This is a genomic window from Streptomyces sp. NBC_00076 (assembly GCF_045041235.1).
Lineage (GTDB): Bacteria > Actinomycetota > Actinomycetes > Streptomycetales > Streptomycetaceae > Streptomyces.
This window is the reverse complement of record NZ_CP108242.1, coordinates 8165239-8189652: the sequence shown is the minus strand read 5'-3', so window position 1 is coordinate 8189652 and position 24414 is coordinate 8165239. Positions and strand designations below refer to the sequence as shown.

The following is a 24414-nucleotide window of genomic DNA, read 5'->3' as shown; positions in this document are numbered from 1 at the left end:
ATCTCCTCAGGGCCTGACCTGGATCAGGGCATGGGTACCGCTGGTGCGCCAGCGCTGCCCCTCCGCGGCGACCAGTGCGGTCTCCGTGTCCGCGTCCAGGCCGGTGATCACGTCGGACTTCAGGGTGCGCAGGGCGGCCACCGGGCCCGGGAAATAAGCGGTGACCTCGGCGAAGGGCGTGGTCGCGGGGTGGCGGCGGTCACCCACCAGGCGGCGGTAGTTGAGGTCGCCCTTGACGACCGTCAGGTCCGCCTCGGCGAGTTCCTCGCGGAGGTCGTCGGGCAGGTCCGCGTACGGCAGCGGGGCGCAGGAGAAGGGGTGCGCGCGGACCGTGAGGCGGCCGTCGGCCATGGCGGACCAGAGCTGGTGCCCGTGAGCCGCGGCCTCGCCCGGGTCCCGGGTCAGCCGGCGCAGCGCGTCGACCACGTCGGCAGTGGTGGCGTCGGAGACGTAGTACGGATACGGCTTGACCTGCAGGACGGCCCGCCGGATCCGCCCGTGCGCGAGCAGGTGGGCGATGAGCAGCAGGTCGGGGATCAGCTCACGGCCGGCGTTGTCTGCGATCAGACAGAGAGTGCCTGCGCCTCCTGATCCTCGTGGACCTCCCGTGCCGCCGGTCCCGCCGGTGCCTACTGCGGCTCCCGCGGCTCCGAGCAGGGTCCAGAGGGTGTCACTGTCGTCGGCGACCAGGCTGGGGACGGCGGCCTTGTCCTCGGCTGAGGCGTCCGAGAGGCGGAAACCGAGGTCGGCGCGGTTGCCCCAGAGGGAGCCGTGCAGCAGGGCGGTGGCCTGTTCGTCCGCCGGGCGGCCGGCGAGGTCGTCGAGGGCGGCCAGTTCCTCGTCCGTCTCCCGGGAGTCGAGTTCGGCGAGCTTGAAGGGGCGGAAGGGGTCGATGCCCTGCCAGGGTCCGGGACCGAAGTAGCCGACGGCGTCCAGGAGTCGGCGATAGAAGTGGCTCTCCGACCACAGCCACGGCACGTCGTACCAGGAGCGGCCGGTGTACTCGTCCATGCCCCAGGCCGACCATCGTTCCCGGTCGTGCGTGTCGGCCGGGAGTGGTTCGATCACGCCTTCGACGCAACTCGCGAGCAGCGCGTCGAGGGCGTCGTGCTGTTCGGGGCCGTACGGGAAGGCCTCGCGTACCTGCCGGATGATCGCGGGATGCCGTTCGGCAAGCACGCTGTGCGGGAACGACCCGGGTTCGTCGGCGAGGATCACGGGCGCGGACGGCACGGGCGGCGGGGTGTCGGGCATGCGCCTCACCGTATCGCGGGGCGTTCGGCCGCCGACGGAACCTCACGCCGCCCTCGCCCCAGCCCTGGGCTCCGCCTTCCCCTCGTCCCCGTCCCCGTCACCGTCCCCGTCACCGTCCCCGTCACATCGTCCTGATCTCCCGCTCCAACTGCGCGACCAGGGTCAGATACCGCGCCCGTCGAGGCACCGGGACCATGCCGCGGATCATCATGTGCCACATCTCGGCCAGTCTTCGGGGCTGGCGGGTCACGGGTTCGAGGGAACTGCCCACCACGCGGGTGCCGACGAAGAAGCAGACCAGGGAGTGGGCGACGATGTCGACGTCCGTCTCCGGATGAAGGTCGGACTCCTTGACCGCGCCGAGGAGTTTGCGGGAGGAGAGCTCCAGCCACTCGGTGAAGGGGTGCCGCAGGGGTGGGCGCACCGGCACTCCCCCGGTGGCCAGGCGGAGGCCGGCCCGGGGAATCGGGTCCTCGACGGACAGCCGCGCTATGCCGAAGGTGATGCGCATCAGCGACTCGAGCGAGGTGTAGCCCCGCCCGTCCGCGTCGCTCGCCAACCGTCGTGAGGCGCGGGACTGCAACTCCATGATCGCGTGGGCCAGGTCCTCCTTGGCCGCGAAGTGGAAGTAGAGGGCGCCTTTGGTGACTTGGGCATGCTCGACGATGTCGCTCAGGCTGGTCGACTCATAGCCGTGCCGGTCGAACAGGTCGGCGGCGGCCGTGATGATCGTCGAGCGGGTCTGCTCGGCGCGTAACTGCCTCGGCATCGACGGAACAACTCCTGCGGGAAAGAACGGGGCATGCCGTTTGTTTCTGGTTCCTCGTACACGATAACTCACCGGGCAGCGGTGTCGACCGTGCACGCGAAGACCGTCGAATCGCCCTGCCTCCCCACGACTTGTACGACGCCCCCGGCCCCGTCCGCCGTCTCGATCCAGGCAGGTTCGTCCAGTTCGGCGTATCGATCGAAGGTGATCCTGAACGACACCGGCGAACGGGCGCCGCTGGTGTGCGCCCTGACGGCCTGACGGGCGGCTTCCAGCAGCAGCATGCCGGGGACATGGTCGAGGGGGTGGTCGAAAAAAACGGGGTGTGCGGTATCTACTCGCAGCTGCCACCGACCAGGGTGCCCGGACGGGGCGAGGACCACGTCCGCGGGCAGCGCCCTGCCCACGCCGGCGGGCGGCAGCGCGGGCGGCAGTGGAAAGGGAGCCACGGTGGCTGCGGTACGGCCGCCCCGCAGCCGACGGTAGACGGGCTCGCTTATGCAGGTGAACACCACCCGCGTCGCGGTCGCGACCCGTTCCCCGCCCCGCAGCACCTGAGCCGTGTAACGGGCGCCCACCGGACGGCGCCCCCGGTACTGGACGTCGACGAAGTCGACGTCCACGGTCAGCTCGGCGGGGACCGCCCCCACGGCCAAGTACTGCGGAAACGTGTCCACATCAAACTCGTGGAGCACGAAGTGGTGGTCCAGCGGCACGTCGTACTCGGCGTGCGCGATCAGTGTTCCGCTCTGCCGCACCGTCTCCACGACGAGCAACGGGTCGTACGCGGACCGGTCTGCGGACACGTGTAAACCGTGTGCGCGCGGCCACTGCGCCGAGACGGAGAAGCGGTGCTCCGCGATCCGGTGCCAGCCGGTGAGAAAGGTCTCCGCGACCGCCGCGCGGTGAACGAGTTGGCGGGGCACGGTCGCCGTCATGGACGGGGTTTCGGCAAGTTGCCGTGGTTGAGGCATGTCTCTCCCTACGGTCCCCCGAAAGGCCATGTGCAGACGGTGAAACGTCCACTCCGGTGAGCGTCAGAGTACGAGGCGACCGGTTTGTTTTCAATGAGATCGGACGCCGGCACCTTATGATCGGGGCCACTGCGGCACACGAATGCGGGCACCGGACAACTCGGCGCAGCGGAGGGGCTCTTATGGCACAACAGGAGCGCGCCATCAGGACGCGCAGGGTGATTCTGGAAGCGGCGGGCGCGGTCTTCGACGAGCACGGCTACACCACCACCACCATCGCCATGGTGCTGGAACGGGCCGACGTCACCAAGGGCGCCCTGTATTTCCACTTCCCGTCCAAGGAGTCCCTCGCCCAGGCGGTACTCGACGAGCAGGTGCCGTTCGGGGCCGTGCCGCCGCAGCCCTGCAAGTTGCAGGAGGCCATCGACATGACCTTCGTGGTCGGTCAGCGGCTGTTGAACAACGCCCTGTTGCGAGGCAGCGTACGGCTGGCGGTGGACCAGGCGACGCCGTCCGGGGTCGATCACGGCGAGCCGTTCCGGCAGTGGGCGGACCGGCTGACCTCGCTGCTGGAACGGGCGCGGACGCAGGGCGAGTTGCTGCCCACGGTGGATCCGCGGGAGACGGTGGAGCTGCTGGTGGGGTCGTTCACCGGCATTCAGCTGATGTCGCGGGCACTGGCCGACCGGGACGATCTCGGACACCGGTTGTCCGTGCTGTGGGCGCACGTCCTGCCGAGCATCGCGGTGCCGGGACTGCTGCTCGCCCTGGACAGCAAGGCCGACCGCGGCGCCCGGGTCCTCGCCTCGCTCGAGGCCGCGGCGTCGTGATCCTGCTGACCGGGGCGACCGGTACCGTCGGCGGACTCACCGCCCGGCGGCTGGGCGGCACCGAGCCGGTACGCCTGCTGACCCGGGATCCCCGGCGCGCCGCGGACCTGGCGGGACCGCACACCGAGGTGGTGGGCGGGGACTTCGAGGATCCCGCCGGTCTGCGGCGGGCACTGGCCGGGGTGCGGTCGGCGCTGCTGGTCACCGTCGATCCGCTCACGCACGCCCATGACGAGAACTTCCTGACGGCGGCCCGCTCGGCGGGAGTCCGTCATGTGGTGAAGGTGACGACCCTGTCAGTGGTCGAGCCCGAGGCCACCGATCTGGTCACCGAGTGGCACCGGGAGAACGAACGGCTGCTGCGGGCCTCCGGCCTCACCTGGACCGTGTTGCGGCCGCGGGCCTTCATGTCGAACACCCTGGGCTGGGCACGCTCGATCCGTGAGGACGGCGTGGTGCGCGCCCCGCACGGCGACGCGGCGACCGCGGCGGTCGATCCTCGGGACATCGCGGAGGTGGCGGTGCGGGCACTGACCGACGTGGCGGAGCATGCCGGGCGGGGGCACGCTCTCACCGGGCCCGATGAGGTGAGTCCGGTGCGGCAGACGGAGATCCTCTCGGAACTGCTCCGACGCCCCCTGCGATTCCTTGAGTTGACGGATGATCAGGTGCTGGCAGGGCTGCTGCGACGCTATCCCGCCCCGGTGGCGCGGGCCCTGATGGAGAGTGCCTCGCGGGGGCGGGCCGGGGCGAAGGGGCGAGTGGATCCGATCATCAGCGAACTACTGGGCCGGCCCGCACGCTCCTATCGGGACTGGGCCACCGAGCACCTCGCGACGTTCCGTGCCTGAGCAACGCACGAGCGACGCCCGCCGCTCGCACGGCTGAAACGACAGTGTCCGCTCTGTCGACGCACTGCGAGGCACGGCGAGGCACGGCGAGGCACGGCGAGGTGAACGGGCGAGGGTGGTTCTCCGTACTGCAGGGGAGCAGACCGCACCGGCCGGGAGCAGACCGTTCCCGTCCCGAGGCGCGCCGTTACCGTTCCGCCCGAGGAGACGATCCGGATGCCCCGGACGACCGCACACCGCACCGCCGTTCTGGCGATGACCGCCGCGAGTCCACTGCTGCTGGGCGTGTGGGCGGCGGCGCCCGCCGTGGCGCACGGCGCCCCCACGGACCCGGTCAGCCGGGTCTACGGCTGCTCCCCCGACGGCGGGAAGTCGGGCACCGCCGCCTGCCGGGCCGCCGTCGCCGCGAACGGGTCGCCCTTCACCGCCTGGGACAACCTGCGCATCGCGAACGTGAACGGCCGGGACCGGCAGACCGTCCCCGACGGAAAGCTGTGCAGCGGCGGGCTGCCCGCCTATCGGGGCCTCGACCTCGCCCGCGCCGACTGGCCGTCCACCCGTATGACGCCCGGCGCCTCGCTGACCATGCGGTACGCCTCGACGATCCCGCACACCGGCACGTTCAAGCTCTATCTCACCAAGCCCGGCTACGACCCGACGAAGCCGCTGACCTGGTCGGACCTTCCGGAGAAGCCGTTCGCGCAGGTGACGGACCCGACGCTGACGAACGGGGCGTACCGGCTCGACGCGACACTGCCGTCCGACCGGACGGGACGGCATGTGCTGTACACGATCTGGCAGAACAGCAGTACGCCGGACACGTACTACTCGTGCTCGGACGTGATGTTCCCGGCGGCGAAGAGCTCGGGCGCGCAGGCCGGCGGGGGATCGGGCTCGGCCACGGACGACAGGGAGAGCGCCGCCGAGTCGCCCGCGAAGTCCGCGAAACCCACGAAGTCCGCGCCGCGGAGCCCGGCGGCGACCGGGCCGACACCGGGCACCGCCCCTTCCGGCGGAAGCCGCGCCGAGGCCGGCGCCGCCCCGGACAGCACTCCGGTGGCCTCCACGGCCGACTCGGACTCCGGCCCGTCCACGCCGGCGGTGGCGGGCGGCGCCGCCGCGGTGCTGTTGCTCAGCGGGGGCGCCGCCCTGGCGCTGCGGTTGCGCCGACGCTGAACGCCGGGCGGAACAGCGTCAGTTCACGTACACCAGCGCGCTGCCGTCCGTCACCGGGGCGTACTTCGCGGTGAAGTAGCCGTTGGCGAAGCACAGCGAGGAGCCGGACGTCTTGGTGAACTGCTGCTTGGTGAAGGAGATGCTGTTGTCGGCGTTGTCGGCCTTGCCGGTCAGACTGGGCGTCTGGTAGACGCAGTTGATGCTGCCGAGCAGGGTGCGCAGCACGACCGTGGTCTGGACGGCGGAGCCGCTCGGCGCGGTGACCGTGACGGTGCCGTCGGAGCTCACGGCGGTCGTGTACGGCAGGTTGTTGACCGTGATGCCGGTGACGCCGAGCACGCCGACGACGTTGGTGCTGCAGGTGCTGCTGTCGAAGGTGTGGCCGCTGAGCGACTCGGTGGCCGTGCCGGGCGCGGCCGGGTTGTCGGTGACGGTGGCGGTGAACTGCGACTTCGTGCAGGAGACGCCGCTCGTGCCGGTCGCGCTGGAGTAGAGGGTCGCGGTGGTGCCGGTGGCCAGCGGCGCGGTGAGGACGTCGCCGACGGCGACGGGCGTACCGCCGAGCCCGCCGGTGGTGAGGACCGGGGTGTCGGCCGCGGACGCGGGGACGGCCGCCAGGGTCAGGGCGGCGACGGCTCCGGTGAGGGCGAGGAGGGAACGGGTACGCATGCGGGTGCCTCTTTTCTGGGGGCGGATTCTTCCGCGGTGAGGGTTGGCTTCCCGTGAAGGGGACGCGGTTCGGTACGCCGTTGCCGGCCCGTGACGCCTTCTCCGTACGTGACGTACCGGCAACGGCAGCCGACCGGTGACCGGCCGGAGACCCAATGGAGGTGGGCCTCCCGGCCGGGCCGGGTGGGAGGGCGGCCCGGCACGGCCTCAGGGGGGAAGCGACCGTGTGGGTGCCGTGAAGGGGCTGACTCGGGCAATGACATGCCCGTACTGGACAGAACGTCCGGGAAGCGGCTGGATCCGGCGCCACGGATCCGGGGGAAGCCAGGGAGAGTTGTAGACCTGAGTGTCAGTCAACGTCAAGGTCTTACAAGCCAGTTAACGGTTCTGGGCGGCCTTTTTGTCATCCGGGCAGCAGTTGGATCACAGGCGGCACATAATCGACACCCTTTTCTCACAACTTGCTTGACCCTCGAATGTAACCACCGGTAACTTCCTGCTTGGCTACTGATGCGTAACGAGAAAGCCCTTGCATCCACCGGGAGTTGTGGGGAGGCGTGCGCACCGGTTCGCTGTCCGCGCCAGGACAACGTGCCAACTGAACCTGAAGCCCAACTGCATTGACTATGCCCACAGGAGCAGCACATGGCCTCGTCCTCGGACGTCACCTCGTCCGCCGGTAACACCCCAGAGAACCCGGAAAGCGGTTCCGCAACCGAAGTGCCCGAAGCCCCCGACGGTTCCGTCAGACGCGGGCGGGTGCGGGCGCGCCGGGCCGCGATCATGGCGGTGCCGGCCGCAGCCGTCGCCGCGGGGCTCGCGATCCTGACCGCCGAGGGAGCGCTTGGCGTCCAGTTCGCCATCTCCGGCATGCCCTTCACGGTCACCGCGACCGAGCTCAAAGGCACCGGTTTCGAGCAGTTCGGCGGCCTCGACGGCATGGCCGAGGGCGAGAAGAACCCGAACGCGGGCGACACCGGCGGCCAGGTGCTGGTCGTCACCTCGGCCATCAAGAACGCCACGCTCGACTCGCTGTGCCAGAGCGTCGACCTGGGCGGCACCAACCTGCTCATCAAGGCCGGCAGCGGGTCGCAGAAGGTCAAGGCGAGCGACCTGACCACCGACTCGACCGAGCTGTCGGGTAACGCCGCCTTCACCAACATCGAGATCGGCAACGACGCCAGCACCCTCACCAAGGCCGGCGTGAAGGGACCGCTCGGCGTCTTCAGCCAGCAGGCCGACACCGTGCGTATCGCCAACCTGCGGCAGACCAACTACGCCACCACCGCCGGCGTGTTCAAGCTGCCGGGTCTGAAGCTGAGCTTCAGCGACAAGGGCTGCTGATGTCGGGCCGGCCAGGTCAGGACACGCGCTCCGGCTTCCGGAACTGGCGGGCCCGCCGTCCGTTCTGGGGCGGGCTGCTGCTCGCCCTGGGCGGAGCGGAGATCCTGCTCACCGAGAAGGCGTCGCTCAAGGTCGTCATGCACATCGGCATGCAGGGCCTGGCCGGTTACCTCCTGCCGGGCCTGATGGTGCTGCTGGGGTTGCTGATCCTCTTCAATCCCGCGCAGCGCCTCTTCTACTCGATCACCGGCATCCTGCTGTCCCTGGGAACCTGGCTCACCTCGAACCTGGGCGGCTTCTTCATCGGCCTCCTGCTGGGGGCGGTGGGAAGCTGCCTCGCCTTCGGCTGGCTGCCCGACCAGGCGCCGCGCGTGAGCCGACGGCAACGCCGGAAGAGGGCGCGCGAGGCGAAGGAACTCCACGGGGCGGCCTCCGCCGGACCGACCGCTCACGACGGGCCGGTTCAGGACGGGCCGGTTCACGACGAGACGGCTCAGCGTCAGGCCGGTCAACGACAGACCGTCGAATCCGTCTGAGGCCCGCCCGGTCACCCGGTGAGCTCACCGGGCGGCCTGCGGCCCGGGGTCGGGTGGTCCGGGGTTCGGGCGGCCTGCGGCCCGGAGTTGCCCGGCGCCGGGCGGCCTGGGGGTCGGATGGCATGGGTTCGGGTGGTCCGGGGTCGGGCGGCCTGCGGCCCGGGGTTGCCCGGCGTCGGGCGGCCCGGGGTTCGGATGGCATGGGTTCGGGTGGCCCGGGTCGGGTGGTCCGGGGTCGGGTGGCCTGGCGTCGGACGACTCCCCGGCCCGGAGTGGCCCGAGGTCAGGCCGCCCTGAGCCGTCCGAAGTCAGGCCGCCCGGAGTGGCCCGAGGACAGGCCGCCCGGAGCCGTAGACATCGGGCCGCCCCTCAGCCAGGCGGCATCGGGCGGCCCCGAGAAATCCGGCATCGGGCAGCCCGGAGCCATTCGGCGTCCGACAGCCCTTCAGCCATCCCGCATCGGGCAGGCCCGCAACCATTCAACATCGGGTGCCCCGGAGCCATTCGGCGTCCAACAACCCTCCGGCCACCCGGCAATCGGACGGCCCCGCCGAGCCATCCGCCATCAAGCGGCCCAGAGCCACCCGGCTCCGACGGCCCCGCCCGAGGCGCTCACCGCGTGGCAGCGGGCGGCTCCGACACCGGCACGTTCACTGTCACCGCCGCCCCGTTCGCACCGGTCACGTTCGCATCGGTCACGTGCGCGTCGGCCCCCTTCGCGTCAGTCCCGTTCGCACCGGTCACGTTCGCCGTCACCGTCGGGCCTGCCTCCGCTTCCGCCTTCGCGTCAGCCTGCGCCCCCGGCGTCGCGCTCGCGTCCTTCAGCGCCTTCGCCTCGCTCTTGAGGATGCGCATCGACTTGCCGAAGGCCCGCGCCGTGTCCGGCAGTTTCTTCGAGCCGAAGAGCACGATGATCACGATCGCCAGGACCAGCAGGTGCCAGGGTTCCAGTCCGTTGCGCAGCATGACAGCCCTCTCGTTTTCCTTCGCTCAACAGTTGCTACATTGCGCAACTGTACAACCCAAGGTGAGGCACAGGAGGGCGCCGATGACCGTGAGCAGCCACCGCAGGACAGCTCCGCAGCGCCACCGGCCCGCCACACGCCGGGAGCGCAGACGCCGGCGCGGCGGCCGGGCCCGTGTCGTGCTCGTGGTCTGTCTCACCCTGCTGGTGCTCACGGGAGCTGGAGCCGGCTGGCTCTATCTGCGACTGGACGGCAACATCACCACGTTCGACGCGGGCGGGCTGTCCGACAACCGGCCCGAAGCCGGCGCGTCGAAGGGCGAGAACGTGCTGGTCATCGGCTCCGACGCGCGCACCGGCGGCAACGCCGCGCTCGGCGGCGGCGACAAGAACGACATAGGCCGCTCGGACACGACGTTCCTGCTGCACATATACGCCGACCACCGGCACGCCCTGGCCGTCTCCATCCCCCGCGACACCCTGGTCACTGTCCCGCCGTGCAAACTGTCCGACGGTGGCTGGACGAGGACGCAGACCGACACCATGTTCAACGCGGCCTACTCCGTCGGCCAGACCGCCCGGGGCAACCCCGCCTGCACCCAGAACACGGTCGAGCAGCTCACCGGCCTGCGCGTCGACCACACCGTCGTCGTCGACTTCAAGGGCTTCGCCCGCCTCACCGAGGTGGTGGGCGGCGTACGGGTCTGCCTCCCGCAGGACGTCTACGAGAACGACCTCGACCCGCACCGCACGACCCCCGGCAAGCTGCTGTTCAAGAAGGGCGCGCAGACCGTCTCGGGACAGCGGGCGCTGGACTACGTCCGCATCCGGCACGGCATCGGTGACGGGTCCGACATCGGCCGCATCAAGCGCCAACAGGCTTTCGTGGCAAGCCTGTTGAAGGAGGTGAAGAGCAAGGGCATGTCCCCGGCCAAGCTGCTGCCGCTCGCCGACGCGGCCACCGAGTCGCTGACCGTCGACCCCGGCCTGGGCTCCGCCGACAAACTCCTCTCGTTCGCGATGTCCCTGAAGGACATCGACCTGCACAACACCAAGTTCGTCACGCTGCCCTGGCGGTACGAGGGTTCACGGGTCGCGATCGTGCAGCCCGACGCCGACGCGCTGTGGGCGGCGCTCAAGGCGGACCGCACCATCGACGGCAAGAACGCGGGCGCGAAGCAGGGCATGGACACGTCCGCGTCCTCCCCCTCCCCCACGCCGGCCGCCGGCGCCGCCTCCGTCTCCGTCTCCGTCTCCGGCGACGGCATCGAGGTCGCCGTCTACAACGGCACCACCGTGACCGGCCTGGCCGCCCGCGCCGCCGCCGCGCTCACCGCGGACGGCTTCACGGTCACCGGTACGGCGACGGCGTCCGCCCAGGACCACCCGGTCACCCTCGTCGAGTACGGCCCGGGACTGAGGACCCGGGCCCAGACCGTCGCCAGGGCCTTCCCGGGCGCCGGGATCGAGCCCGTCACCGGCTCCGGGATCAGTGTCGTACTCGGCCAGTCGTACGTCGGCACCACCGACGTGAGCGCCTCGCCGACCCCGACAGCCGTGCCCTCGGAGGTCGCGGACGGTGCCCGGTCCGCGGACGACGACCCCTGCTCGAACCTGACCTACGGCTGACGTCCCTCGTGCCACGCCCGGGCCGCGGTCAGCGCGAGGGCGTACAGGCCGAGGACCGCGGCGAGCAGCAGGTAGGAGGCGGCGGGCAGGGCGGTCATACCGAGCGACGTGCCCAGCGGGCTCGGCGGCAGCAGCAGTCCGGCGACGGCGAGCAGGGCCGCCGCCCTGCCGACGGGGCCCCGGCCACGGCCCTCGGCAGGGCCTCGGCCGGTGCGCAGGAGCAGCATCACCAGGGCCTGGGTGACCAGGTTCTCGGTGAACCAGGCGGAGTGGAACACCGTACGGTCGTCGAGCCCGTCGGGTCCGCGCAGCGCGAGCGCGAGGACGGCGAAGGTGGCGAGGTCGGCGACCGCGTTCAGCGCGCCGAAGCCGGTGATGAACCGGAGGAAGGCGCGCGGCCGCAGCACAGCAGGCCGGCTCAGCGCCGCCGCCCCGGGACGGTCGTGGGCGAAGGCGAGCTGGGCCGCGTCGAAGCACAGGTTCTGCACGAGGACCTGGACCGGGAGCATCGGCAGGAAGGGCAGCAGCAGGCCGGCGGAGAGCATCGCGAGGACGTTGCCGACATTCGAGGAGAGGGTGACGCGCAGATACGAGGCGATGTTGCCGCCGGCCTGCCGTCCGGCGGTGACCGCGTGTCCGATCGCCGCGAGGCCCTTGTCGGCCAGCACCACGTCGGCGGCCTCCCGGGCCGCGTCGACGGCGCCCCGGGGCGCGATGCCGACGTCGGCGGCGCGCAGGGCGGGCACGTCGTTGACCCCGTCGCCGAGGAAGCCGACGGTGTGCCCGGCGGCCCGCAGACCGGCGACGACACGGGCCTTGTCGGCGGGGGTGCAGCGGGCCACGACGGTGGTTCGGCCGGGGCCGGTGTCGGACCCACCGGTGCCGTGCGCCTCGGCCGGTCCGTTCGCCACGCGTACCTCCCCCGGGTCCAGTCCCAGGTCGCGGCAGGCCCGCGCGGCCGTGTCCGGGTGGTCGCCGGTGAGGACCTGGACCGTGACTCCGAGAGCGGTGAGCCGGCGCAGCGCCTCGGCCGCGGTCGGGACGAGGGCGTCCCGGAAGGTGACGAAGCCCCGGAAGGTCAGGCCGCGTTCGTCGGCCGGCGTGTACGCGCGGGTGCGGGCCGGTCGGTCGGCCGTGGCCACGGCCAGCAGCCGCAGCCCGGCCGCCGCCTCGCGTACGGCGAACGCGCTCAGCCGCCGGCGCTCCGCCCCTTCGAGGACGCACCGTTCCAGTACGTCCTCCACGGCACCCTTGACGACCAGGGTGTGTGTGCCGAGGCGGCCGTGGACCACCGCGGCGGCCAGCCTGCGAACCGGATCGAAGGGCACGGCGTCCACGCCGTCCTCCTCCTCGCCGACCGGTCCGGCGGCCTCCAGGAGAGCCTCGTCGAGGGCGTCCGGGGCGGGCAGGTCGGCGAGTTGGAGGGTCCACCAGGCGTTGACGGCGGCCCAGCGCAGTACGTCGGGGTCGTCCCGCCCGGCCGGGTCGAGGGACCGCTCGACGACCGGCCGGTCCTGGGTGAGGGTGCCGGTCTTGTCGACGCACAGCACGTCCACCGCGCCCAGATCGTGCAGGGCGGGCAGCCGCTTGACGATCACGCCGTGGGTGCGGGCGAGCAGCGCGGCGCCGCGGGCCAGACAGGTCGTGACGATCACGGGGAGCATCTCGGGGGTGAGTCCGACGGCCACCGCGACGGCGAACGGCAGCGTCTCCGAACCCCGGCCGCGCAGGGCCGCGTTGGCCATCAGGACGAAGGGCGGGGTGAGCAGCATGAACCGGATCAGTACCCAGGAGATGCCGAACACGGACCGGTCGAAGGCGCTCTGCGTCCGCCGGCCCGGCGCCGGGCGGTGCGCGGCGGCCAGCCGGGTCCGCGGGCCCGTGGCGAGGACGACGGCGGTGGCACTGCCGGTGACGACACCGCTGCCCTGGAAGCACAGGTACGGCGCCGCGAAGGACCCGTCTTCTCCGCAGTCCCCGAGGTGGCCGGCGCCGGGCCCGTCCACTCCACCTCCGCCGCGGTGGCCGGTGCCTGGCCCGTCCTCCGCCGTCTTCGCCACCGGCGCCGACTCCCCGGTCAGTGCCGCCTGGTGCACGGTCAGCCCGCGGGTCCGCAGGAGTCGTACGTCCGCGGGGACCAGATCACCGGGACCGAGACGGATCACGTCCCCCGGGACCAGCTCGGCCACCGGGATCTCCCGTACCGACGGGCCCGAGGGGCCGCCCTCCTCGCGCCGCAGCACGGTGGCCGTGCCGGCGACCAGGGCGCGCAGCGCGGCCATGGAACGGTCGGCACGGTGCTCGCCGCTCGCCCGCAGTACGCAGCTGACCGCGACCAGGGCGAGGATCACCGCGGCGGTGCCCCAGGAGGCGACGGCCGCCGAGACCAGGCCCAGACAGAGCAGTACGGCGGTGAAGGGGTCCCGCGGGCCGCGCACGAACCGACGGGGCCAGGAGAGCGTACGGAGTTCGGGGAGCGTGTTCTCGCCGGTCCGCGCGAGCCGGGTCTGGGCCTCTGCCTCGGTCAGTCCGCGCGGGCCGGTGTCCAGTCGCCGCAGCGCCTGGAGGGAGGTGTCCTCGGCGGACTCGGAGGACTCGGAGACCGCGGGGTCAGAGGCCACGGAGGTGGCGGGCCGGGGCGGCACCGTCGGACAGCCGGCCGACCATCAGCCGCACCACGTCCACGAGGGCCGCCTGTTCGTCGGCGTCGACGAAGTACACCTGGCGGCGTCCCTCACGGCGGGAGCGGACCAGACCGGCCAGCTTCAGCTTGGTCAGGTGCTGGCTGACGGCGGGCAGCGCGCCGCCGACCCGCTCCGCGAGCCCGGTGACGTCGCTCTCGCCGTGGGCCAGCGCCCACACGATGTGCAACCTGGCCGGTGAGGCGAGCAGTCCGAAGGCCGCGGCGGCCTGCGCGAGCACGTCGGCGGAGGGGTCGTCGAAGCCGTGGCCGTCCGCCGTCATCTCCTCGTCCTCCTGTCCGTCGCCCGTGGTCCCGTGGTCCCGTCGTAACTGCCGTGTCCGTCGTGTCCGTTGCGTCCGTCCCGTCCGAGGGAAGACCCGACGGACGAAGTGTGGGGGCCTTACCAGTCTAGGTCGCCGGAAACCGCTGCCCTGCCGCCCGGGCGCGGCACCCTCCTGGTGTCCGGACGACACCGGCGCCGAGGCGTTCCGGGACGAGGACATCGCGAGGTACGGGGTCGTGGCAAGCCTTGGGGCGGGCGGCAAAGGGGGTGATGGCCGACGCGGCCGGGCCGAACGACTCGTTCCGGTTCACGCCTCACCTCCGTCTCCACCGTCGGCCTTCCGGCCTGCGCAAAGATCATCACGATGCGGCACCGACAACTCAGCGCGAGCGGCCGATCACTTGACTACCGGCGGTCACACACGGTTGGCTCCAAGCCAATGAAGTTTCAACCGGTCAGCGCACCTTGCGTGCTTCGACCGTACGTTTGTGTTCCTCTTGCTCGGCCGCACAGCGAGGTGCCCGCTCCATGAACACTCCTCTCCCACCTCAGGCCTCCCCCGGATCCGTCCGCACCGCCGTCCTGGCCGCCGCGCTCTGCCTGCTCCTGGCCGGCTGCTCCGGATCCGGCGGCTCCGGGCTCGACACCGGCGCGGACGCGGCGGATGGTGCGGAAAGCGGCCGCACACAGGTCGTTCTGATCACCCACGGCGGCCAAGGGGACTCCTTCTGGGATCTGGTGCAGAAGGGCGCCCGGGCGGCGGCCGCCAAGGACGGCATCGACCTGACGTATGCGAGCGACTCCGATCCGGCCAAGCAGGCGCAGTTGGTGCGGGAGGCGGTCGACGACAGAGTCGACGGCATCGCGGTGACTCTCGCCAAGCCGCAGGCGATGAAGAGCCCGGTCGCCGACGCGAAGGCGGCCGGCATCCCCGTGGTCGGCCTGAACTCCGGTATCGACGCCTGGCGTGCGCAGGGGCTGCTGGAGTACTTCGGCCAGGACGAGAGCCTCGCGGGCCGGGCCATCGGCGAGAGACTGAACGCCGTCAAGGCCAAGCACGCCCTGTGTGTCATCCACGAGCGGGGCAACGTCGCCCTGGAGGCGCGCTGCGCGGGCGTTAAGAAGACGTTCACCGGCCAGACCGAGATGCTCTACGTCGAGGGCACCGACCTGGACGCGGTGAACGCCGCCGTCACGGCCCAGCTGCGCCAGGACCCGTCCATCGACGAAGTCGTCACGCTGGGCGCCCAGTTCGCGCTCACCGCGGTGGAGTCGGTGAAGGCGACGGGCAGCAGGGCCAAGGTCGCCACCTTCGACCTCGACAAGAATCTGGTCAAGGCCGTGCGCGACGGGAACGTACAGTTCGCGGTGGACCAACAGCCGTATCTGCAGGGCTATCTCGCCGTGGACGCGCTGTGGCTGTACCGGACCAACGGCAACGTCAGCGGCGGCGGGGTGGCTCCCGTCCTCACCGGGCCCGCCTTCGTCACCAGGAAGAACGTCGCCTCGGTCGCCCGCTTCGCCACCGCCGGGACCCGCTGACCGGCGCCCCCGGCCTCCGGACCCTCCGCCCCTCCCGACCTCCTCCCCGCTCACCTCCCCGCTGATCGCCCAAGGAAGACCATGTCTGGACGGACAGGTTCGCGTCGCCGCCTCGGCTCCATACGTCTTTCCCTCATCCTCCTGGCACTGGTTCCGAGCGTCACCCTCGCCGCCCTGTGGGGTGTGACGACGACACAGATGTTCTCGGAGGGGCTGCGGTTGCGCTCGCAGACGGAACTGAGCCGCTCCACCGGCGCCATGGGAACCGAGGCCACGCTGGCGCTGCAGCGGGAACGCGGAGTGTCCGCCGCCTGGCTGGCCCGGCAGCCCGGCTCCCGGGCCGCTCTGGACCAGGCGCGCAAGGAGACGGACAAGGCGGTCGCGAAACTCGGCGGCCCGTCCGACGCCATCCAGAAGGCCCCCGCCCGGATAGCGGACCGCCTCTACTCGGTCGTCGGATCCGTGGGCAGCCTGGAGTACTACCGGGGCCAGGTGGACCATCCCACCGACATCACCGCCGAACAGGCGCTGGGCCAGTACACCTCGATCATCGACGACCAGATCCACGCCTTCGAGGAGCTCTCCCAGGTCGACGACGGCGACCTCACCTCGCAGGCCGGCCCGCTGGTCGCGCTGGAGCACGGGGCGGAGCTGGTCTCCCAGGAGGACGCACAGCTCACCCTCGCCTGGCCGTCCGGGTACCTCGACGAGAAGGCGTGGACCACCTTCGGCCAGTTGGTCAGCACCCGCCGCTGGATCGTCCAGGACCAGATCGTGCCCTCGCTGCGCGGCACCGCCAAGACGCAGACCGAGCACATCCTGCAGAGCCCCCAGTGGCAGACGCTGCAGTCCATCGAGGACCAGGTGTTGGAGGCCCGTGCGTCCGACGGCGCCCGCCGGGTCGCCCTGCCCGACCTGCGCGAGCAGTGGACCGCGGCACTGAGGAAGGTCTCCGACCAGTACGGCGACCTGATCCGGCAGCAGACCGCCGCGCTGCTCACCCACAGCGCCGACAAGGCCGACGGGTTGCTGCTGACCGCCGCCTCGCTGAGCACGGGCGGGCTCGTCGCGCTGCTGCTGTGCGCGGGCATGTCCTGGCGGATCACCCGCTCCCTGTCCCTGCGGCTGCGGGGCCTCAGGGAGGCCACCCTCGGTCTGGCCGAGGAGCGACTGCCCGACGTGGTGCGGCGGTTGGAGCGGGGCGAGAAGGTCGACGTGGACCTGGCGGCGCCCCCGCTGGACTACGGCTCCGACGAACTCGGCCAGGTGGCACAGGCGTTCAACTCCGCCCAGCGCACCGCCGTGGTGACCACCGTGGAACTCGCCGACACCCGGCGCGGTTTCCAGAAGGTGATCCTCGGCATCGCCCGGCAGAGCCAGAACCTGGTCAACCTCCAGCTCAGCCAACTCGACGCGCTGGAGCGCGAGCACCAGGACCCCGACGTGCTCAGGGGCCTGTACGAACTGGACTCCACGGCGAGCCAGTTGCGCCGCTACGAGGAGAACCTCGTCATCATCAGCGGCGAGCAGCCGCGACGCAGCTGGACCGAACCGGTCGCGCTGATCGACATCCTGCGCAGCGCGGTCGGCGAGGTCGCCGAGTACCAGCGGGTGGAGGTGGACACCGACGAGGAGGTGTGCCTGGCCCCGCCCGCGGTGGCCGACGTGATCCATCTGCTGGCCGAACTCATCGACAACGCGACCGCGTACTCCCCCGCGCCCAGCCCGGTCGGGGTGCGAGCCGCGATGGTGGCCAAGGGGCTGGCCGTCGAGGTGGAGGACAGGGGCCTCGGCATGTCGGAGGAGGACTACGCCTCACTCAACGCCCAGTTGGCCGATCCGCCGCAGTTCGACGTGGTGGCGCTCGCCGACGACCTGCGGCTCGGCATGTTCGTGATCTCCCGGCTCGCCAGGCGGCACGGCATCTCCGCCACCCTGCGCCCCTCGCCGTACGGCGGCACCACGGCGATCGTGCTGATCCCGCACGACATCGTGGTGCCGGAGGCCGCCGACGCCGACGCTCCCGACGTACGGGACACCGTGCGGGCAAGCGGTACGACGGAGGCGGCGGACGTGCCGGGTACGGCGGACGCGCCCGCCGGGACGGGCCGCGAGGCCGCGCTCGGCTCCGGGCCCGCGAGCGCCGCGGGGACCGACCGGGAGCCGGCGGCGCCCCGTGGTGCCGCCCGGCCCCTGCTCGCCGCGCGGACCGCCCCCGCTCCCGCCACCGCCGCCACTCCCGCCCCCCGCTCCGACGGGCTCGCCCCGCTGCCGCGCCGCGTACCGCAGACCAGCCTGGTCGACGAACTCCGGGACGATGCCACCCCGGTCGACGCGGCGGACGCGGCCGACGCCGGTGAGTTCACCGCGGAGCACGCCGCCTCCTCGCTCGGCTGCTTCCAGGCGGGAACACTCCGGGCCCGGGACGAGCACGAGTCGGACGAGGACAAGGTCGGCTCGGGCGAGAACGACGAGGACAAGGACGGCTCGGCCCAGGACGACGAGAACAAGGAGGGCTCGGCCCAGGACGAGCACGCACCGGCACCGGACCAGAACGGTCGCGGGCCGCACCAGGACGCACCCGCACCGGACGACCGGAAGGCCCCGCCCCCGACGAGCACCCTCGACGCGCACGTTCCCTCCGCTGACACCGCCGTCATCCCGACCTCCCCGACCGACCGCTGATGAAGGACACCGTCATGACACGCCCCACCCCCGCCACGGACACCCAGCTGGACCAGTTGCTCACCGGTCTCGTGGACCGGGTCGCCGACGTGAACCACGCCGTGGTGCTCTCCGAGGACGGACTGGTCGTCAGCAGGTCCACCGGGTTCGTGCGCGACGACGCCGAGCGGCTGGCCGCGACCGCCTCCGGTCTGATGAGCCTCAGCAAGGGGGTCAGCCTGGACTTCCGCGGCGGCCCGGTGCGCCAGGCCCTCATCGAGATGGCCAACAGCTTCCTGATCCTGACCGCCGCCGGACCCGGCGCGCACCTGGTCGTGCTGACCGGGCCGGGCGCGGACGTCGGCGTGGTGGCGTACCAGATGAACATGCTGGTGAAGAAGATCGGCGAGCACCTCAGCGCGGCGCCGCGGGCCCATGTGGGGCCCACGGCCGCCTCCGGCGAGTGACGGGTGACGAGTGACGAGTGAGGTGAGCGGCAGCGACGCGGCGGGCAGGCTGGTGCGGCCCTTCGCCCTGACCGGCGGCCGGACCCGGCCCAGCCGCGCCGACTTCACCCTCATCACGACGGTGACGGCGGTGGACCCGCCGCCGGACCGCGCGCCCCGGCCGCAGCCCGAGCAGACGCGGATCCTGCGCCGGTGCGTGCGGCCGGTGGCCGTGGCGGAGCTGGCGGCCCTGCTGGACCTGCCGGTGAGCGTGGTCGTCATCATGCTCTGCGATCTGCTGGAGGCCGGCCTCATCACCGCCCGCCCGCCGCATCCCGTCTCGCCCCGCGCCCCGCACCTGGACCTGCTGCAGAAAGTGAGGGACGGCCTTGACCGGCTCTGACGCCGCCACCCCCGCGGCACCCGACACCGTCAAGATCCTGATCGCCGGGGGCTTCGGCGTCGGCAAGACCACCATGGTGGGGTCGGTCAGCGAGATCGCGCCGCTGCGCACCGAGGAGTCGCTGACCTCCGCCGGCCTGGGCATCGACGACCTCCACGGCATCGAGGAGAAACGCCACACCACCGTGGCCCTGGACTTCGGCCGGATCACCATCAGCGACGAGCTGGTGCTCTATCTCTTCGGTACGCCCGGCCAGCAGCGGTTCTGGTTCATGTGGAACGACCTGGCCGTGGGCGCGCTGGGCGCGGTGGTGCTCATCGACGTGCGCAGACCGGAGTCGAGTTTCGCCGCGGTCGACTTCTTCGAGCGTCGGCGCATCCCGTTCGTCGTCGGCGTCAACGGCTTCCACGGCCGGCATCCGTACCCGGCCGAGGAGATCCGGGAGGCGCTGGCACTGCCCGAGCACGTCCCGGTACTGCTGTGCGACGCGCGTGAGCGAGCCTCCGCCCGGGATGTGCTGATCGCCCTGATGGACCGGGTGATCGCCGAGGCGGACGAGGAGGACGGTTCCGGGCGGGTCACTCGTCCGGTCCGCTGAGCGGCTCGTCGCAGGGCGCGATCAGCCGGGCGCCGAGGTCCGGTTCGGGCATCTGCGGGTCGAAGGGGAACAGGGGCCGGCGGACGCGGTGGTGGCCGAGGCGGGTCAGCTCCTGGTCGACGCCGCCCGGGGTGAGCGCCATCTTCCAGTCGGCGGCCATGGCGAACAGCTCCGGCTCCAGGTAGCCGATCTTGACGAGCACGACGTCGGCCGCCCGGGGGTCCAACTCCAGGTCGGTGAAGTCGTGTTCGTGGTGGTACGGCTTGCGCAGCCGGGTGAGGACCACGTACACGCTCCCCACCCGCAGCACGACCTCGGTCTCCGCGTCCCGGTCGCCGTGGCGGACCGCGTGGACCAAGCCGGTCAGGGTGAGCGGGCCCGCGTGCCGGTCGTCGACCTCGGCGCCCGCGGTGACGGTGACGCTCGCGCCGACTCCGGCTCGCGCGGCGGTCTCGACGGCCGCCGGTCCGGGCAGCGAGGCGTAGATGACGACGGGGCCGGACGGGTCCTTGAACTCCGGGCGGTCCAGGACCTGTCGAAGGCCCCAGGTGACGTCACCGGCGCCGCCCGCGGTCGGGTTGTCGCCGGTGTCGCTGATGAAGTACGGGCGGGCGGGGGAAGCCAGAGCCGCGTCGAGGCACTCGTCCAGGGTGCCGGTGGGGGCGACGAACACGAAGTCGTGCCGCGCCGCCCAGAAGCCGTGCGCCAGCCGCTCGGCGCCGGCGGATACGGCGTCCACGTCGGGGCCGGTGACGACGACCGCCGCCCGGTTGCGCGGTTCGTCCGCCCAGGCGTACCCGACCCAGATCGCCGCGTCCGTCACGCCGTCGGCCGCTTCCACCTCCTCGACGGCCACGTACACGCTCTTCGCGGGCTCGATCCGGGTGGAGGTCTGCTCGCCGGCCAGCAGCACCGGCACCGGGACCCACGCCTTGGCCGGGCGGGGCGCCCCGCTCGCCAGCAGCTCCACCAGGTTGCGGGCGGCCCGCTCCTTGGTCTCCATGGCGTCCTCGTGCGGGGCCATGCGGTAACAGGTGATCAGGTCGCTCTGGTGGACGAGTTCGCGGGAGACGTTGCCGTGCAGGTCCATGGAGGTCGACACCAGGACGTCCGGGCCGACCACTTCGCGGATGCGGTGCAGGAGTTCGGCCTCGGCGTCGTCCAGGTCCTCGACGGTCATCGCGCCGTGGATGTCGTACCAGAGGCCGTCGATCGGGCCCAACTCGGCGAGCCGGTTGAGGAGATCGGCGGCCAGTTCGGCGTACGCGGGTCCCGTCACCGTGCCGCCGGGCAGGGCCTTGCCGACGAGGGCACCGCGCCAGTCGGCGGCCTCGCGCAGGGGCTGCCCGGGGGCGAGGAAGGGGTAACGCGTGAGGACGTCCCCGCCACGCTGCGGGTGGAAGGCGGGGGCCTCGGTGCGGGCCGGGGAGAAGGTCGAGGACTCGATGCCGAGTCCGGCGATCGCGATGACGGGCAGGGGCATGGTTCCTCCGGGGCATGAACGGTCCGGGGCTCAGGACCGTCCGGGTCTAGGTACGGTCCGGGCATCGGACGCGGGCTCTCAGGACTGGTGGCCGGTGACCGCGTGCAGCGCCTGCGCCAGTGCTCGCTGCAGCGCGAACTGGCCCGCGCCGACCAGGCCCGCGTCGGCGCCGAGGCCGGCCCGTTCGATGACCAGGTGCTCGGTGACCAGCGGATGGCAGCCCTCGTACAACTGGCTGCGGACGGCGGCGACGAACGGCTCCAGCGTGGAGAGGATGCCGCCGAGGTACACCGCGTCGGGGTTGAAGAAGTTGACGTTCGCGGCGAGCACCCGGCCGAGGTAGCGGCCGGCCTCACGGACCGCGCGGGTCGCCTCGGGGTCGGCGTCGGTGGCGAGCCGTACGACGTCCTCGGTGGACGCCACGTCACGGCCGCGCTCCCGCAGGATGCGGACCAGGGCCGCCCCGGAGGCGACGGTCTCCAGGCAGCCGGTGTTGCCGCAGGAGCAGGGCGTGTCCTGGGCGGCCTCGACACGGGCGTGGGTGATCTCGCCGGCGGCACCGGTGCCGCCCCGGTAGAGCCGCCCGTTCGCGATCACACCCGCGCCGATGCCGGAGCCCGCCTTCACCATGATCGACTGACGGTGTTCCACGGGCCGCACGCTGTGTTCGCCGACCGCCATGCAGTTGGCGTCGTTCTCGATGGCCACCGGTACCTGGAACCGCTCCTCCAGCCAGTCCCGCACCGGGAACCTGTTCCAGCCGGGCATCCGGGCGGGCAGGGTCACCAGGCCCGACTCGACATCGACCGGGCCGGGCAGGCAGAGGCCGACGCCGCGGAGCAGGTCGCGTCCGTGCCGGTCGGCGAGTCCTTCGAGGGTCTCGGCCAGCCCGGGCAGCGCGGCCTCGGGCCCGTCGGCGGTCGGGAACGGCACGGTGGACAGGTCGGTGAGTCCGCCGCCGGGGTGCACGACTCCCACGTGCGCGTGCTTGCCGCCGAGGTCGGCCGCCACGGCGTAGCCGTCGCTGCCGCCGAGCCGCAGCACCTTGCGCGGGCGCCCGCCGGTGGAGGACAGCGTGCCCTCCTCGGCGACCAGACCGTGCGCCAGCAGTTGGGACACCGCGAACGAGACGGTCGACGGGGCTGCGCCGAGCAGCACGGCCAGTTCCGTGCGGGTCGTCGCCTGCCCGGAGGCGAGGAGTTCCAGGACGCCCTCGGTCAGCGAGGAGAACCCGGACCCGTTCTTCCGGCGCGAGGGACTCTTGAGCTCCGGACTGTTCGGTTGCGGGCTCTTCGCCTCCGGGCTCTGCGGCTGCGGAATCTTCGGCTGGGGACTTTTTTCAGGCATGGACGAAGTAACTTCCGTCTTCGGCGGTCGAGGCCCTGAGCGTAGGCCAGTAGGACGCCTCTCCGGCTTTTTCCAGAACAGCAGTAACAGGCTTTTTACAGCGGCGCGTCTGTTTCTTCGCCCCCACGGGGCGTTCACTGACTCCACCCCCCGCTTCTGTTGCCTGAGGAGAGCCATGTCCCCTGCCCGCACGAGACACCTCGCCGGCGCCGCCCTCGGCGCGGGCACGCTGCTGCTGGCCGCGTGTTCCGGGTCCAGCGGCACGTCGTCGGCGTCGCACGACACCATCGACTACGCGCTGCCCGCCAACTTCACGCCGAACTGGATCCTGCCGATCGGCACCGCGGCCCACCTGAACACCAACAACATCTCCATCGCGAACACCCTGTGGGAGCCGCTCATCGCCTACGACGGCTCGACCGGGAAGATCGCCTGGAACAAGGCCGGTTCGGTGGCCACGGCCGCCGAGTTCGCGTCCGACGCAAAAAGCGTGACGATCACCCTGGGCGACCGCCACTGGAGCGACGGGAAGCCCGTCACCGCACGGGACGTCGAGTTCTGGTTCAACCTCATCAAGGCGAACAAGGCCCAGTGGGCGGGCTACAACCCCGGCAAGGCGCCCGACAACTGGACGTCCTTCAAGACCGTCGACGCCCGCCACTTCACGATCACCTTCGACCGCGCCTACAACTCCCAGTGGATGCTCGCCAACGAGCTCAGCAGCATCAACCCGCTCCCCCAGCACGCCTGGGACAGGACGGACGCCTCGGCGAAGGTGTCCGACGCCGACCGCACCGCGGCGGGCGCCAAGCAGGTGTGGACGTACCTGAACTCGGCGGCGAAGAACATCTCCGGCTACGCCTCGGACCCGCTGTGGAAGACCATCAGCGGCCCCTACGCCGTCAAGTCCTTCTCGACCGCCGGCAAGGTCGTCCTCACCGCGAACAAGAAGTACGACGGCGGCGAGAAGCCGGGCATCCCGACCGTGAACCTGCTCCCCTTCACCACGGCGGACGCCGAGAAGAACGCGCTGCGCTCCGGCAGCGTCGACTACGGCTACATCGAGGCCACCGACCTCGACCAGAAGGACAGCTTCACCGCGCAGGGCTACACCGTGAAGCCGTGGTCGGGCTGGGCGATCACCTACATGCCGTACAACTTCAACAACCCGTCGATGGGCGCGGTGTTCAAGCAGCTGTACGCCCGGCAGGCGGTCCAGCGGTCGATCGACCAGACCGGTCTGGCGAAAGTCGTCCTCAACGGGACGGCGGTTCCCGGGTACGGACCGATTCCGCAGGGCCAGGCCTCGGACTTCCTGTCGCCCGTGCAGAAGAGCAACCCGTACCCGTTCTCCACGGCCGACGCCCGCACGCTGCTGACCGACCACGGCTGGAGCGAGCAGGGCGGGGTGATGACCTGCACGAGTCCCGGCAGCGGCGCGGCACAGTGCGGTGACGGGGTCGCCAAGGGAACGAAGTTCGCGATGCAGGTGCTGTCGCAGTCCGGGTCGACCGTCACGGACAACATGATGAGCGCCATCCAGTCCTCGTTCGCGAAGACCGGGATCAAGTTCTCCATCAAGACCGCGCCCGTGAACTCGGTGCTCTCACAGACCCCGCAGTGCACGTCCGGCCAGTCGATCTGCAAGTGGCAGCTGTCGTTCTTCGGTACGGCGGGCAGCTGGTACTTCAGCGCCTTCCCGACCGGTGACTCGCTGTTCCAGTCCAAGGGCGGCGCGAACTTCGGCAACTACTCCAACCCGGCGGTGGACAAGCTCATCTCCACGTCCACGACGTCGAGTTCGAACCAGGCGATCCAGGAGTACAGCGCGGCCCTCGCCAAGGACCTGCCGGTGATCTGGCTGCCGGAGCCCGTGTACCAGGTCTCGGTCGTACGCAACGGCCTCGGCGGTTTCTCCCAGGACTCGCTCGCCAACTTCCATCCCGCGCAGTGGAAGTGGACCAGCTGA

20 protein-coding genes and 1 pseudogene are annotated in these 24414 nt (G+C 71.4%); 12 read left to right on the top strand and 9 right to left on the bottom strand.

Features of this window, described 5'->3' with window-relative positions:
• Window positions 1-6 precede the first annotated feature (6 nt).
• From OHA64_RS36790 to OHA64_RS36780, 3 genes are all read right to left on the bottom strand, one after another.
• On the bottom strand, window positions 7-1254 hold the full coding sequence (locus OHA64_RS36790) for a damage-control phosphatase ARMT1 family protein (RefSeq protein ID WP_405620687.1): 1248 nt from the start codon (window positions 1252-1254) through the stop codon (window positions 7-9).
• A 121-nt stretch (window positions 1255-1375) separates the two neighbouring features.
• Window positions 1376-2023 (bottom strand): ScbR family autoregulator-binding transcription factor, encoded by a 648-nt coding sequence (locus tag OHA64_RS36785; RefSeq protein ID WP_405620685.1) that lies wholly within the window; start codon window positions 2021-2023, stop codon window positions 1376-1378.
• 68 nt (window positions 2024-2091) lie between these two features.
• Window positions 2092-2997: a ScbA/BarX family gamma-butyrolactone biosynthesis protein gene (locus OHA64_RS36780; RefSeq protein WP_405620683.1), complete on the bottom strand. Its 906-nt coding sequence runs from the start codon at window positions 2995-2997 to the stop codon at window positions 2092-2094.
• Window positions 2998-3179: 182 nt separating this feature from the next.
• Here OHA64_RS36780 and OHA64_RS36775 point away from each other — a divergent pair, with 182 nt between their 5' ends.
• The 3 genes from OHA64_RS36775 to OHA64_RS36765 all read left to right on the top strand — a co-directional run bounded on the left by OHA64_RS36775 (window position 3180) and on the right by OHA64_RS36765 (window position 5854).
• Entirely contained in the window at window positions 3180-3827 is a 648-nt protein-coding gene (locus OHA64_RS36775; RefSeq protein ID WP_405620681.1) for a ScbR family autoregulator-binding transcription factor, read from the top strand.
• The gene (locus OHA64_RS36770; RefSeq protein ID WP_405620679.1) at window positions 3824-4678 is read left to right on the top strand and encodes an NAD(P)H-binding protein; all 855 of its coding nucleotides are present in this window, start codon (window positions 3824-3826) and stop codon (window positions 4676-4678) included. Before OHA64_RS36775 ends, OHA64_RS36770 begins: the two co-directional genes overlap by 4 nt.
• A gap of 216 nt (window positions 4679-4894) precedes the next feature.
• Window positions 4895-5854: a lytic polysaccharide monooxygenase gene (locus OHA64_RS36765; RefSeq protein ID WP_405620677.1), complete on the top strand. Its 960-nt coding sequence runs from the start codon at window positions 4895-4897 to the stop codon at window positions 5852-5854.
• Window positions 5855-5872: 18 nt separating this feature from the next.
• Here OHA64_RS36765 and OHA64_RS36760 read toward each other — a convergent pair whose 3' ends face one another.
• On the bottom strand, window positions 5873-6523 hold the full coding sequence (locus OHA64_RS36760) for a Tat pathway signal sequence domain protein (RefSeq protein ID WP_405620675.1): 651 nt from the start codon (window positions 6521-6523) through the stop codon (window positions 5873-5875).
• A gap of 645 nt (window positions 6524-7168) precedes the next feature.
• Between OHA64_RS36760 and OHA64_RS36755 the strand changes: the two genes are divergently transcribed.
• Together OHA64_RS36755 and OHA64_RS36750 are read left to right on the top strand one after the other, a co-directional pair.
• On the top strand, window positions 7169-7867 hold the full coding sequence (locus tag OHA64_RS36755) for a DUF6230 family protein (protein WP_405620673.1): 699 nt from the start codon (window positions 7169-7171) through the stop codon (window positions 7865-7867).
• Window positions 7867-8289: pseudogene (locus OHA64_RS36750) on the top strand (DUF6114 domain-containing protein); the annotation flags it as partial. The gene OHA64_RS36755 and the pseudogene OHA64_RS36750, both read left to right, overlap by 1 nt.
• 726 nt (window positions 8290-9015) lie before the next feature.
• Here the strand turns inward: OHA64_RS36750 and tatA are convergent.
• Window positions 9016-9369, bottom strand: coding sequence for a Sec-independent protein translocase subunit TatA (gene tatA / locus OHA64_RS36745; RefSeq protein ID WP_405620671.1), 354 nt, complete (start codon window positions 9367-9369; stop codon window positions 9016-9018).
• Window positions 9370-9451: 82 nt separating this feature from the next.
• On the opposite strand from tatA, the gene OHA64_RS36740 reads away from it, so the two are divergent.
• A complete protein-coding gene (locus OHA64_RS36740) occupies window positions 9452-10996 on the top strand; it encodes an LCP family protein (protein WP_405620669.1) in 1545 nt (514 codons plus the stop codon).
• Here the strand turns inward: OHA64_RS36740 and mgtA are convergent.
• Both mgtA and OHA64_RS36730 read right to left on the bottom strand, forming a co-directional pair.
• Entirely contained in the window at window positions 10987-13617 is a 2631-nt protein-coding gene (mgtA, locus tag OHA64_RS36735) for a magnesium-translocating P-type ATPase (protein ID WP_405620667.1), read from the bottom strand. The two genes, OHA64_RS36740 and mgtA, sit on opposite strands and share 10 nt — an antisense overlap.
• Window positions 13607-13960, bottom strand: a complete 354-nt coding sequence (locus OHA64_RS36730; RefSeq protein ID WP_405620665.1) for an ArsR/SmtB family transcription factor — start codon at window positions 13958-13960, stop codon at window positions 13607-13609. The genes mgtA and OHA64_RS36730 overlap by 11 nt, the downstream gene beginning before the upstream one ends.
• Before the next feature lie 530 nt (window positions 13961-14490).
• Here OHA64_RS36730 and OHA64_RS36725 point away from each other — a divergent pair.
• The 5 genes from OHA64_RS36725 to OHA64_RS36705 all read left to right on the top strand — a co-directional run bounded on the left by OHA64_RS36725 (window position 14491) and on the right by OHA64_RS36705 (window position 19615).
• Complete coding sequence (locus tag OHA64_RS36725; RefSeq protein ID WP_405620663.1) at window positions 14491-15504, top strand: substrate-binding domain-containing protein; 1014 nt, start codon at window positions 14491-14493, stop codon at window positions 15502-15504.
• Window positions 15505-15585: 81 nt separating this feature from the next.
• Window positions 15586-18189 carry a nitrate- and nitrite sensing domain-containing protein gene (locus tag OHA64_RS36720; RefSeq protein WP_405620661.1) on the top strand — a complete coding sequence of 868 codons (2604 nt, stop codon included), beginning with the start codon at window positions 15586-15588 and terminating at the stop codon, window positions 18187-18189.
• Between the two features lie 14 nt (window positions 18190-18203).
• Window positions 18204-18635, top strand: coding sequence for a roadblock/LC7 domain-containing protein (locus tag OHA64_RS36715; RefSeq protein WP_405620659.1), 432 nt, complete (start codon window positions 18204-18206; stop codon window positions 18633-18635).
• 22 nt (window positions 18636-18657) lie between these two features.
• Entirely contained in the window at window positions 18658-19017 is a 360-nt protein-coding gene (locus OHA64_RS36710) for a DUF742 domain-containing protein (RefSeq protein WP_405620657.1), read from the top strand.
• The gene (locus tag OHA64_RS36705; RefSeq protein ID WP_405620655.1) at window positions 19004-19615 is read left to right on the top strand and encodes a GTP-binding protein; all 612 of its coding nucleotides are present in this window, start codon (window positions 19004-19006) and stop codon (window positions 19613-19615) included. The genes OHA64_RS36710 and OHA64_RS36705 overlap by 14 nt, the downstream gene beginning before the upstream one ends.
• Here the strand turns inward: OHA64_RS36705 and OHA64_RS36700 are convergent.
• Complete coding sequence (locus OHA64_RS36700; protein WP_405620653.1) at window positions 19596-21098, bottom strand: M81 family metallopeptidase; 1503 nt, start codon at window positions 21096-21098, stop codon at window positions 19596-19598. The genes OHA64_RS36705 and OHA64_RS36700 overlap by 20 nt on opposite strands.
• A 78-nt stretch (window positions 21099-21176) precedes the next feature.
• Window positions 21177-22445, bottom strand: a complete 1269-nt coding sequence (locus OHA64_RS36695; protein ID WP_405620651.1) for an ROK family protein — start codon at window positions 22443-22445, stop codon at window positions 21177-21179.
• 175 nt (window positions 22446-22620) lie between these two features.
• Between OHA64_RS36695 and OHA64_RS36690 the strand changes: the two genes are divergently transcribed.
• Window positions 22621-24414, top strand: coding sequence for a peptide ABC transporter substrate-binding protein (locus tag OHA64_RS36690; protein ID WP_405620649.1), 1794 nt, complete (start codon window positions 22621-22623; stop codon window positions 24412-24414).